The 12,372-nt window shown below is 56.6% G+C and carries 11 protein-coding genes; 4 read left to right on the plus strand and 7 right to left on the minus strand.

Features of this window, described 5'->3' with window-relative positions; translation table 11 throughout:
- The first annotated feature begins 334 nt into the window (after positions 1-334).
- Positions 335-688 (plus strand): helix-turn-helix domain-containing protein, encoded by a 354-nt coding sequence (locus tag A3466_RS10310; protein WP_063450502.1) that lies wholly within the window; start codon positions 335-337, stop codon positions 686-688.
- A gap of 92 nt (positions 689-780) precedes the next feature.
- Here the strand turns inward: A3466_RS10310 and guaA are convergent, their stop codons facing one another.
- Positions 781-2,358, minus strand: a complete 1,578-nt coding sequence (gene guaA / locus A3466_RS10315) for a glutamine-hydrolyzing GMP synthase (protein WP_063450503.1) — start codon at positions 2,356-2,358, stop codon at positions 781-783.
- A gap of 67 nt (positions 2,359-2,425) precedes the next feature.
- Positions 2,426-3,892, minus strand: a complete 1,467-nt coding sequence (gene guaB / locus A3466_RS10320) for an IMP dehydrogenase (protein ID WP_003860601.1) — start codon at positions 3,890-3,892, stop codon at positions 2,426-2,428.
- A 159-nt stretch (positions 3,893-4,051) separates the two neighbouring features.
- On the opposite strand from guaB, the gene xseA reads away from it, so the two are divergent.
- From xseA to A3466_RS10335, 3 genes are read left to right on the plus strand one after another with little or no spacing between them, the layout of a single operon-like run.
- Positions 4,052-5,425, plus strand: a complete 1,374-nt coding sequence (xseA, locus tag A3466_RS10325; protein ID WP_063450504.1) for an exodeoxyribonuclease VII large subunit — start codon at positions 4,052-4,054, stop codon at positions 5,423-5,425.
- A 58-nt stretch (positions 5,426-5,483) separates the two neighbouring features.
- Positions 5,484-6,503, plus strand: a complete 1,020-nt coding sequence (locus tag A3466_RS10330; protein WP_063450505.1) for a M4 family metallopeptidase — start codon at positions 5,484-5,486, stop codon at positions 6,501-6,503.
- Complete coding sequence (locus A3466_RS10335; RefSeq protein WP_063450506.1) at positions 6,503-6,853, plus strand: protealysin inhibitor emfourin; 351 nt, start codon at positions 6,503-6,505, stop codon at positions 6,851-6,853. The genes A3466_RS10330 and A3466_RS10335 overlap by 1 nt, the downstream gene beginning before the upstream one ends.
- Here A3466_RS10335 and A3466_RS10340 read toward each other — a convergent pair.
- The 5 genes from A3466_RS10340 to A3466_RS10360 form a co-directional block, all read right to left on the minus strand.
- Entirely contained in the window at positions 6,850-7,071 is a 222-nt protein-coding gene (locus A3466_RS10340) for a zinc ribbon domain-containing protein (protein WP_063450507.1), read from the minus strand. The two genes, A3466_RS10335 and A3466_RS10340, sit on opposite strands and share 4 nt — an antisense overlap.
- Positions 7,072-7,129: 58 nt before the next feature.
- Complete coding sequence (locus A3466_RS10345) at positions 7,130-8,671, minus strand: peptide MFS transporter (protein ID WP_063450508.1); 1,542 nt, start codon at positions 8,669-8,671, stop codon at positions 7,130-7,132.
- A 301-nt stretch (positions 8,672-8,972) separates the two neighbouring features.
- On the minus strand, positions 8,973-10,445 hold the full coding sequence (gene der, locus A3466_RS10350) for a ribosome biogenesis GTPase Der (RefSeq protein ID WP_022648998.1): 1,473 nt from the start codon (positions 10,443-10,445) through the stop codon (positions 8,973-8,975).
- A 112-nt stretch (positions 10,446-10,557) separates the two neighbouring features.
- Positions 10,558-11,736 (minus strand): outer membrane protein assembly factor BamB, encoded by a 1,179-nt coding sequence (gene bamB / locus A3466_RS10355; protein ID WP_063450509.1) that lies wholly within the window; start codon positions 11,734-11,736, stop codon positions 10,558-10,560.
- A 10-nt stretch (positions 11,737-11,746) separates the two neighbouring features.
- Positions 11,747-12,367 carry a YfgM family protein gene (locus A3466_RS10360; protein ID WP_063450510.1) on the minus strand — a complete coding sequence of 207 codons (621 nt, stop codon included), beginning with the start codon at positions 12,365-12,367 and terminating at the stop codon, positions 11,747-11,749.
- Positions 12,368-12,372: the final 5 nt, after the last annotated feature.

Here is a 12,372-nt window from a genome sequence, read left to right on the forward strand (position 1 = left end):
ATTTTTATTCCGGTTATTGTAGCCGCCGGGCAAGACGCAGCGGGAGGCGCCGCGCCACTTCCTTTGTCCGGTCTGGCTGAAGGCCATTTGTGTCGTTCATCGCCACAAAACTGTAACAGTTGTGAATACACTATCGCGGCGATTGTAGGAAGGCGCTTAATTAAGTGCAAGAATAATTGTTGCACTTTATGTGCTATTTGCGGTGAAGGTAAATAACCTGTTTTTAGAAGGGATTTAAATGTAACAATAATACTTGCAATTTATGCAAAAACGGACCACTTTTAAATGCAACAAACAAAGATGCTTTTTGATGCGTGGCGTAGGGGGAAGCAAGATGAACACGGGTGCATTCATTCACGATTTACTCGACTGGATCGACAACAACCTTGATAGCCGTCTGGACATTGAAACCGTCTCCAGGCGAGCTGGGTATTCGAAATGGCATCTCCAGCGGATCTTTAAAGAACATACCGGCTCCCCTCTCGCCGAATATATTCGCGCACAAAAGCTGCAAAAATCGGTTGAGCGCCTGGCTCAAAGCGATGAACCGATTCTGAACGTGGCGATCGCGCTCGGCTTTGACTCGCAGCAGTCCTTCAACCGCAGCTTTAAGCGTCAGTACGGTCAGGCACCAGGCGCATGGCGGCGCAGTATCGGCTACCGTGGATCGCGGCCGATGAGCCAGTAGTTCACGTTCCGGTCAGGCAAAAAAAACCCTCTGTTTAACAGAGGGTTTTAATACTTCTACCTGTTTATGAGAAAACAGGTTGGGTTACTGGCTTATTCCCACTCAATCGTCGCCGGTGGCTTACCGCTGATGTCATACACCACGCGAGAAATGCCGTTAACTTCGTTGATGATGCGGTTAGACACGCGGCCTAAGAAGTCATACGGCAGATGCGCCCAGTGCGCGGTCATGAAGTCGATGGTTTCCACCGCACGCAGGGAGACAACCCAGTCGTACTTACGGCCATCGCCCATCACGCCGACGGAGCGAACCGGCAGGAACACGGTGAACGCCTGGCTGACCTTGTTGTACAGGTCAGCCTTGTGCAGCTCTTCGATGAAGATCGCGTCCGCGCGACGCAGCAGGTCGCAGTACTCTTTCTTCACTTCGCCCAGCACGCGCACGCCGAGGCCCGGGCCCGGGAACGGGTGACGGTAGAGCATGTCGTACGGCAGACCCAGCTCCAGGCCGATCTTACGCACTTCATCTTTGAACAGCTCGCGCAGCGGCTCAACCAGGCCCATCTTCATCTCTTTCGGCAGGCCGCCCACGTTGTGGTGAGATTTGATGACGTGCGCTTTACCGGTTGCGGAGGCCGCAGACTCGATCACGTCCGGGTAGATAGTGCCCTGCGCCAGCCACTTCACGTCTTCCAGCTTCAGCGCTTCTTCGTCGAACACTTCCACGAACACGCGGCCAATGATTTTACGTTTCGCTTCCGGATCGTTCTCGCCGGCCAGCGCGTCGAGGAAGCGCTGTTCGCCTTCCACGTGAACGATGTTCAGACCGAAGTGGTCGCCAAACATGTCCATTACCTGCTGGGCTTCGTTCAGGCGCAGCAGGCCGTTGTCCACGAAGACGCAGGTCAGGTTTTTACCGATCGCACGGTGCAGCAGCATCGCGGTGACGGAGGAGTCCACGCCGCCGGAGAGACCGAGGATCACTTTGTCATCGCCAACCTGCTGGCGGATACGCTCCACGGCGTCGTCGATGATTTTTGCCGGGGTCCACAGGGCTTCACACTGGCAGATGTCACGCACGAAGCGCTCCAGCATGCGCATACCCTGACGGGTGTGGGTCACTTCCGGGTGGAACTGCACGCCGTAGAAGCGTTTTTCTTCGTTCGCCATGATGGCGAACGGGCAGCTTTCGGTGCTGGCAACGGTCACGAAGTCGGACGGGATGGCGGTGACTTTGTCGCCGTGGCTCATCCACACGTCCAGCAGCGGCTTGCCGTCTGCGGTCAGGGAGTCTTCGATGCCGCGCACCAGCGCGCTGTCGGTGACAACTTCAACCTGCGCGTAGCCAAACTCACGCTCGTTAGAGCCTTCTACGTGGCCGCCCAGCTGCATCGCCATGGTCTGCATGCCGTAGCAGACGCCGAACACCGGGACACCCGCTTCGAACACGTACTGCGGTGCGCGCGGGCTATTCTCTTCGGTGGTGCTTTCCGGACCGCCGGAGAGGATGATGCCGCTTGGATTGAACTCGCGAATCTGTGCTTCCGTGACATCCCACGCCCACAGCTCACAGTAAACGCCCAGCTCACGCACGCGGCGCGCCACCAGCTGAGTGTACTGAGAACCGAAGTCCAGGATGAGAATGCGATGTTTATGAATGTTTTCCGTCATTGACGCTAATTCCGAGGCAAGTGAAACAAAATAAAGCGCCCGGCATTGAGCCGGGCGCGGAAATTTATCAGGAGCCCAGACGGTAGTTCGGGGACTCTTTGGTGATCGTCACGTCGTGAACGTGGCTCTCCTGGATACCCGCACCGCTGATGCGTACGAATTCCGCTTTGGTACGCAGCAGGTCGATGGTACCACAGCCGGTCAGACCCATACAGGAGCGCAGGCCGCCCATCTGCTGGTGAATGATCTCTTTCAGGCGACCTTTGTATGCCACGCGACCTTCGATACCTTCCGGCACCAGTTTGTCTGCGGCGTTATCGGTCTGGAAGTAACGGTCGGAGGAACCTTTGGACATCGCACCGAGGGAGCCCATACCGCGATAGGATTTATAAGAACGGCCCTGGTAGAGTTCGATTTCGCCCGGGGATTCTTCGGTACCGGCCAGCATAGAGCCCACCATCACGGCGGCTGCACCTGCGGCGATCGCTTTGGCGATGTCGCCAGAGAAGCGGATACCGCCGTCAGCGATAACCGGGATACCAGTCCCTTCCAGCGCTTCAACCGCGTCAGAAACCGCGGTGATCTGCGGAACGCCCACGCCGGTAACGATACGGGTGGTACAGATGGAGCCAGGGCCGATACCCACTTTCACCGCGCTGCAACCCGCTTCCGCCAGTGCGCGAGCGCCTGCGCCCGTCGCCACGTTACCGCCGATGATCTGGAGATCCGGGTATTTAGCACGGGTTTCACGGATACGTTGCAGAACGCCTTCGGAGTGGCCGTGGGAGGAGTCAATCAGCAGCACGTCAACGCCCGCAGCAACCAGCGCGTCAACGCGCTCTTCGTTACCTGCACCCGCGCCAACCGCAGCACCGACGCGCAGACGGCCATGCTCGTCTTTACAGGCGTTCGGTTTACGTTCTGCTTTCTGGAAATCTTTAACGGTGATCATGCCGCGCAGGTGGAAGTTCGCATCCACAACCAGCGCTTTCTCAACGCGTTTTTCGTGCATTTTCGCCAGCACGACGTCGCGGGTTTCGCCTTCACGCACGGTCACCAGACGCTCTTTAGGCGTCATGTATACGCTGACAGGCTGGTTCAGGTCAGTGACAAAACGCACGTCACGACCGGTGATGATGCCCACCAGTTCGTTATCTTCGGTCACAACCGGGTAGCCCGCGAAGCCGTTACGCTCGGTCAGCGCTTTCACTTCGTGCAGGGTGGTGGTTGGCAGAACGGTCTGAGGGTCGGACACAATACCGGATTCATGTTTCTTCACGCGGCGAACTTCTTCCGCCTGGCGCTCGATAGACATGTTTTTGTGGATAAAGCCAATGCCGCCTTCCTGTGCCAGGGCGATAGCCAGACGCGCTTCCGTCACGGTGTCCATTGCTGCGGAGAGCATAGGAATGTTCAGACGAATGGTTTTCGTCAACTGCGTGCTGAGGTCGGCAGTATTCGGCAGAACGGTGGAATGAGCGGGAACGAGGAGGACGTCGTCAAACGTCAGTGCTTCTTTAGCGATACGTAGCATGGGCAATATCTCTGACCTGGGTGGTTAAATATTGCCGTGGCATTATACAGAGCGTAACCGATTGCATCTACACTTTTTTGAAAAAAATGCTTGCGCTCCCCTCTCAGCAGGTTACTATCGACTGAATAACTTGCTGATTTAGAATTTGATCCCGCTCACATGTTATCCTCTCAATCCCCCTCAATTTATACTGTCAGCCGCCTTAATCAGACGGTGCGTTTGCTGCTTGAGCAGGAAATGGGGCAGGTCTGGATCAGCGGTGAAATCTCTAACTTCACGCAGCCCGCTTCCGGCCACTGGTACTTTACGCTGAAAGACGACACCGCCCAGGTGCGCTGTGCCATGTTCCGCAACAGCAACCGTCGCGTGACGTTCCGTCCCCAGCACGGCCAGCAGGTTCTGGTGCGCGCCAATATTACCCTGTATGAGCCGCGCGGCGATTATCAGATTATCGTCGAGAGCATGCAGCCGGCCGGTGAAGGCTTGCTGCAACAGAAGTACGAGCAGCTTAAAGCCATGCTTACGGCTGAGGGGTTGTTTGACCAGCAGTTTAAAAAGCCCTTGCCCTCACCTGCCCACTGCGTGGGGGTTATCACCTCCAAAACCGGTGCGGCTCTGCACGATATTTTGCACGTGCTGAAGCGCCGTGACCCTTCCCTGCCCGTCATTATCTACCCGACTACCGTTCAGGGTGACGATGCGCCGGGGCAGATCGTACGCGCCATTGAGCTGGCGAATGCGCGTCAGGAGTGTGATGTCCTGATCGTCGGGCGCGGCGGCGGCTCGCTGGAAGACCTGTGGAGCTTTAACGACGAGCGCGTGGCGCGGGCAATCTTTGCCAGCCTTATTCCTGTCGTGAGCGCCGTCGGTCACGAAACGGACGTGACGATTGCGGATTTTGTCGCGGATTTACGCGCGCCCACGCCGTCTGCGGCGGCAGAGGTGGTCAGCCGTAACCAGCAGGAGCTGCTGCGTCAGATCCAGAACGGGCAGCAGCGCCTGGAGATGGCGATGGACTATTTCCTCGCTAACCGCACCCGCCGCTTTACCCAGCTTCACCATCGTCTGCAACAGCAGCATCCGCAGTTGCGTCTGGCGCGCCAGCAAACCGTACTTGAGCGTCTGCGTCAGCGCATGAACTTCGCGATAGATACCCAGCTTAAGCGCGCGGTATCCCGTCAGCAGCGCGTTACGCAGCGTCTGAATCAGCAAAACCCGCAGCCGACCATCTACCGTGCGCAAACGCGGATCCAGCAGCTCGAGTATCGCCTTGCGGAGAATATCCGTTCACGCCTGAGCACCACCCGCGAGCGTTTTGGCAATGCGGTCACCCATCTGGAAGCCGTCAGCCCGCTCTCCACGCTGGCGCGCGGCTACAGCGTGACCACCGCGACGGACGGCAAAGTGCTGAAACAAACGAAACAGGTAAAAGCCGGGGATGTGCTCACCACCCGTCTTTCAGACGGCTGGGTCGAGAGTGAAGTCAAAGAGATCAAACCGGTGAAAAAAACGCGTCAGCGTAAAAGCGGATAAATCTTCGCCGGTTACAAACTATACTGCTGCTATTGCCTTTTTTAATAAGGAGAGCAGCATGCCCCATCTACATAGCGTCATCCCTCCGTATATTCTTCGTCGTATTATCGAAAGCGGGTCAGAGCCCCAGCAGCGCTGCGCCCGTCAGACATTAACCCACGTGCAAACCCTGATGGCGCATATGCCGGGTAAGCCCGCCGCGCCGCACGTCAATAAAGCCGGTCAGCTTGAGCGTGACATCTACGATGCAAAACAGACCCAGGAGCTGCCGGGTACCCAGGTGCGCTATGAAGGCCAGCCGTCTAACGGCGATGTGGCGGTGGATGAAGCGTACGATTATCTGGGCATCACCCATGATTTCTTCTGGAAGGAATATCAGCGCGATTCGCTTGATAACAAAGGGCTGATCCTCACCGGCACCGTGCACTATGGCCGGGAGTATCAAAACGCCTTCTGGAACGGTCAGCAGATGGTCTTTGGCGATGGCGACGGGGAAATCTTCAACCGCTTCACCATTGCCATCGACGTGGTGGCGCATGAGCTGAGCCACGGCGTGACGGAGACCGAGGCCGGACTGATCTACTTTGAACAGTCAGGCGCCCTGAACGAGTCGTTATCCGACGTGTTTGGTTCGCTGGTGAAGCAATACCGTCTTAAGCAGACCGCCGATCGGGCAGACTGGCTGATTGGCGAAGGACTGCTGGCGGAAGGCATCAACGGGAAAGGGCTGCGCTCTATGTCTGAACCCGGCACCGCCTATAACGATCCCCTGCTCGGCAAAGATCCGCAGCCCGGGCATATGAAAGATTTCATTAAGACGCGCGAGGATAACGGCGGCGTACACCTCAACTCCGGCATCCCCAACCGGGCGTTTTACCTGGCCGCGACGGCGATCGGCGGTTACGCCTGGGAAAAAGCCGGTTATGCCTGGTACGACACGGTTTGCGATCGCAATCTGGCGCAGGATGCCGATTTTGACGCCTTCGCAAAACTGACGATCGCCCACGGCGAGAAGCGCTCCGGTAGTGACGTTGGGGCGGCAATTAAACAAGCCTGGGAACAGGTGGGAGTACTGTAATGCAGGTACCGGAACTGACGGATGACGCCGTGGTTGAGCTGGCCCGGGAAGGCGGCGTCGCCTTTATTCCTAAGCTGAGCGGGCAGCGCACTATCGCCCTCTCCACGCTCAACGAGGCGCAGCGTCAGCGCGTGGTGAATATTCTGGAACAGGCTATCCCGCGCGGGCAGCCGCCGGGACAGGTGTCGTCCCCGGGCAGCGGCGATCAGCGCTATTTTCGCATTCAGATCATCTGGACCCGGCACAATCAGGCGCAGTATACCGATATTATCGTGCTGGTTCCGGAGCAGGAAGCGCCGGAATCGCTGATTGAGCTGTGGCAAAAAGGCGAAGGCTGCGTGTGCGATTAAGCCTCGGCCCTGACGAACTCGACGCGTTTTTTTGAGATCAGCCCGTGGCCGTTCTGACAGAAGTAATCCACCGCGCCGCAGGCTTTGAGTACCTGAAGCGGCTGGTGACAGTCAGGGCAGCGCGCTTCGAGGGGAATATCTTTATTGCAGCTGTCGCAGTGCGCGACACCGTTTTGCGGCTCGAGCTCTGCGTGGCAGTCAGGACAGGTAATGGACATGCTCTCTCCCGTTAAGTTGGGCCGGGGCAGGATAACCGCCCCGGCAGTCTGAGAATTATCAGGCTTCAGTAGCCGGCTTAGTCTGCGCATTTTCCAGCATGCGACGTACCGGAACAATGAGGACGATCAGCACCGCAGCGCAAATCAGCAGCGCGATGGAGCAGCGGGCAAAGAGGTCAGGCAGCATGTCCAGCTGGTCGGCCTTCACGTGCCCACCAATGAGGCCCGCCGCCAGGTTACCCAGCGCACTGGCGCAGAACCACAGGCCCATCATCTGGCCGCGCATTCTTTCCGGTGCCAGCAGGGTCATGGTTGCCAGGCCGATTGGACTCAGGCACAGTTCCCCGAGCGTCAGCATCAGGATACTGCCCACCAGCCAGAACGGCGATACGCCTGCCCCACCGTTGCTCAGCACGTTCTGTGCCGCCAGCATCATCAGCCCAAAGCCCCCTGCCGCACACAAAATACCGATAACGAACTTGGTGATGCTGCTCGGGCGAATATTATTGCTCGCCAGCTTTGGCCATGCCCAGCTAAATACCGGTGCCAGCAGAATGATGAACAGGGCATTAATCGACTGGAACCATACCGCCGGGATTTCAAAATCACCGATCATGCGGTTAGTGTAGTCGTTGGCGAACAGGTTGAAGGAGGTTGGCTTCTGCTCGAACGCGGACCAGAAGAACGCGGCGGAGACCAGCAGAATAAAGCACACCAGCAGCCTGGCGCGCTCTTTGCGGTTCAGACCGGCGAAGATGAACAGGTAGATAAAGTAGAGCGCAACGGAGGCGGCGATCACATACACCAGCACGCTGGCGACCGCGACCGGATTAATTACAATCACGCCCTGGGCAATCAACGTAACGATGATTGCAACACCCACCGCCAGCGCCAGCAGCCAGGCACCTACGCCGTTACGTTTCACCACCGGGCTGTTCCAGGTGGAGTCCAGCCCCACTTCAGCGTCATAGCGCTTCATGGCCGGAACGGCAAACACGCGGAAGATGATCAGCGCCACCAGCATCCCGATACCGCCGATACCAAAGCCCCAGTGCCAGCCGTGCGTTTTGATCAGCCAGCCGGAAATCAGCGGGGCAATGAACGAGCCCATGTTGATGCCCATATAGAACAGCGAGAAACCGCCGTCACGACGCGCATCGCCCTTTTTGTACAGGGTACCGACCATGACCGAGATACAGGTCTTAAACAGGCCGGAGCCGAGCACGATGAACATCAGGCCGATGAAGAACAGGTTGTCGCCCATAATGGCCGACAGCGCGATCGACAGGTGACCAAGCGCAATCAGAATCGAGCCGTACCAGACGGCACGCTGCTGGCCGAGCCAGTTATCCGCCAGCCAGCCGCCCGGCAGTGCGGCCAGGTACATGGTACCGGCAAAGATACCGACAATCGCCGAGGCGTTTTCGCGCGCCAGGCCCATCCCGCCTTCATAGACGGTGGCGGCCATAAACAGGATCAACAGCGGGCGAATACCGTAAAACGAGAAACGCTCCCACATCTCGGTGAAGAACAGCGAACCGAGCGGATAAGGATGGCCGAAGAAGGTTCGGCTCTCTTTTTGATTAACAGAGGATTGCATAATTCTCCCGAAAAGGTATGTGTCGTGCTTGTAAACACCAGCATGTACGCCGAACGGTTACGTATCCGATCGATTTTTTACATGCGGCGAAAAGTTGGTTAACCATTTGATAACCAGGCGCTAGTTTTGTCTAGTACCGAACCCTGGACTTTAAGACGAAAATTCGACGATTGTCTACTTTCTTAGATATAAACATGGTTAAAAGTGAATAGTGATTGACATCACAGAGACTTAATCAAGGCCTGCCGCCAGGCATAAAAAAACCCGCGACAGGCGCGGGTTTCAGTGGGAAGAGCAAGGCTTATTTGCTTTTCTTAATGTGCTTAATCAAACGCTTACGCTTACGCATCTGGTTCGGCGTCAGGGTGTTGCGTTTATTCGCAAACGGGTTTTCCCCTTCCTTAAACTGAATACGGATAGGCGTACCCATTACGTCCAGCGACTTGCGGAAGTAGTTCATCAGGTAGCGTTTGTAGGAATCCGGCAGATCTTTCACCTGGTTGCCGTGGATCACCACGATAGGCGGATTATAGCCACCGGCGTGAGCATATTTCAGCTTCACGCGACGACCGCGCACCAGCGGCGGCTGGTGATCTTCAGCAGCCATATTCATGATACGGGTCAGCATCGCCGTGCTCTGGCGGCGGGTAGAGCTGTCGTAGGCTTCACGCACGGATTCGAACAGGTTACCAACGCCGCTGCCGTGCAGCGCAGAGATAAAGTGTACGCGGGCAAAGTCGATAAAGCCCAGACGGAAGTCCAGCGTCTCTTTCACCTGCTCACGCACCTCGTTGCTCAGGCCGTCCCACTTGTTGACGACGATAACCAGTGAGCGCCCACTATTGAGGATAAAGCCGAGCAGAGAGAGATCCTGATCGGAGATACCTTCACGTGCGTCAATCACCAGCAGCACTACGTTCGCGTCTTCAATTGCCTGAAGGGTTTTGATCACCGAGAATTTTTCCACCACATCGGTGATTTTCCCGCGCTTACGCACGCCTGCGGTGTCGATAAGGACATACTCACGTTCATCGCGCTGCATCGGAATATAAATGCTGTCACGCGTTGTGCCCGGCATGTCGTAAACCACCACGCGTTCTTCACCCAGAATACGGTTAGTAAGCGTAGACTTACCTACGTTAGGGCGACCAACGATAGCCAGCTTAATAGGCAGATCCTGCGGGTTGAAGTCGTCTTCCGGCTCTTCCTCGCCTTCTTCTCCGGCTTCAAACTGCGCCCAGTATTCGGCATCTTCGTCCACCTCTTCCGGCGGGTTCACTTCATCCACCCACGGCAGCAGAACGGTTTCCAGCAGGCTGGTTACGCCACGGCCATGCGAGGCCGCGATAGGATAAATATCGCCCAGGCCTAAAGACCAGAAATCCGCAACGGCCTGATCGGCATCGATACCGTCTGTTTTGTTCGCCACCAGGAAGGTTGGCTTTTCGCGTGAACGCAGATGTTTGGCAATAGCAGAGTCCGCAGGCATCAGGCCAGCGCGCGCATCCACCATAAACAGAACCACGTCCGCTTCTTCGATAGCCAGCAGAGACTGCTCTGCCATGCGGGTTTCTACGCCGTCTTCCGTACCGTCAATACCCCCGGTATCGATACAGATGAACTCGCGTCCTTCCACCTCTGCACGACCGTACTTACGGTCACGCGTCAGCCCCGGGAAATCCGCAACCAGCGCATCACGGGTGCGTGTTAAACGGTTAAAAAGAGTGGATTTTCCAACGTTAGGGCGCCCGACAAGCGCGACCACAGGTACCATGTTTGAAGCCTCATAAAATTCAAAATAACGTCGCTTTCGCGGCGTTTTTAAAAATGTCAAAACGGCTCCTGAGTGAACAGGAGCCGTTTAGTATACTACAACCGCCGTGTAATTAACGCGTGATCGCGTACAGCGTGCCGTCTTTTGCCTGAATCAGCAGTTTGCCGTCAGCCACAACCGGATCGGTCAGGAAGCCTGAACCGTCCACTTTCTGCTGCGCCACGAAGCGGCCATTCTCTGGATCGATCCAGTGCATGTAGCCTTCGCTGTCGCCCACCACCAGGCTACCGTTATACAGTGCCGGTGCGGTCAGCAGACGGTGCAGCAGGTCGCTCTGCGTCCACAGCGTCACGCCACCTTCGGTGCTCAGCGCCAGCAGACGGTCGTTCTGATCCACCATATAAATACGGTTACCGTCGACGATGAAATCGTTCACGGAGCCCAGCTCACGTTTCCACATGATCTGGCCGCTACGCAGGTCCAGCGCCGTCAGGTTGCCGTTATACGCCAGTGCGTAAACCACACCGTCAACGATAACTGGGGTTGTGTCCACGTCGCTCAGACGGTCGATTTCAGTTGAACCAGTCGCCTGAGAGATACGCTGCTGCCAGATCATCTGACCCTGCTGCATCAGCACCGCACTGACGCGGCCGTTGTCACCGCCCACAATAGCGGCGCCAAAGGCGGTCGCCGGAGCAGATTCACCGCGCAGAGACAGCGCTGGCATATCCAGGTTAACGGTCCATTTTACCAGACCGTCAGCTTCGTTCAGCGCCTGAAGCTGGCCGTTGCTGGTATGGATCAGCACCAGTCCGTCGCTCACGACCGGACGAGACAAGGATTCACCGGCTACGGCGGTCTGCCATGCAACAGAACCGTCGCTTGCATTCAGCGCGTAAACCTGCGCTTTTTCGCTGCCCACGTACACGTGACCACCGGCAACGGTCAGGCCGCCAGAAAGCAGTGCAGGCTTACGGGAGAACCAGCCGTCTTTTTCCGCCAGGTTAATGGACCACACTTCTTTTCCGTCATCCGCGTTCAGCGCTTTGACGGTGCCTTTGCGATCGGCTGCATAGACCACGCCGTCAGCAAACGCCGGGTGCAGGTTGGAATAAAAATCGCCAATACCATCACCCACAGAGGTATCCCAGGCGGTGGATGGGGTGAACTGGTTTTCAACCGTCGGCAGCGGGGACATTTTAACAACGTCTTCTTCGCCACTGAACAGTGAACAACCGCTCAATAACGTAACAGAAAGCAGTCCTGGCAGAAGTAATTTACGCAATTGCATTGGGTCCCTCTCAGACGGACAAATTATTTATTTTCATCTGCATCATTTCGCTCAGCGCAGGTGAAGCTTTGCTATCCACGCCAGCTTGCCACGCTTTGCGCGCGCCCGCTTTGTCACCTTTGCTCAGCAGTGCTTCACCGCGGAGATCGGCAACGATGGCGGCAAAGCCTTCGCCTTTGATGGTATCAAGCGTTTTCAGCGCGTCGTCAGCTTTTTTCTGCTGAACCTGAATACGTGCCAGGCGCAGATTAATTACCGCTTTCAGATTTTCGTCACTGGCAGCAGCAAGCCCCTGGGACAGCTGCGCAGCGGCTTTGTCCAGTTCGTTTTTATCAACATACTGCTGAGCCACTTCCAGCGCAGCCAGGGCGCCGTAGGTGTTTTTGTTGTCAGCGGCAAATTTTTCCGCGGCCGCCAGGGTTTGCGGCCGATCGGCACTGATTGCGCTAACGGTATTTTCGTAGTTCAGGGACGAACCGCGAGCAGAGTCAGCCTGATGATTGTTCCAGTAACGCCAGCCTACCAGCGCACCTACACCTAAAATAACCCCAACAACCAATGCCTTGCCGTTTTCGGCAAAGAAGCGTTTAACCGCATCCACCTGGTCGTGTTCGTTCTCGTAAATTTCCACGCAGT

The organism is Enterobacter genomosp. S (assembly GCF_001631805.1).
Taxonomy (GTDB): Bacteria; Pseudomonadota; Gammaproteobacteria; order Enterobacterales; family Enterobacteriaceae; genus Enterobacter; species Enterobacter quasihormaechei.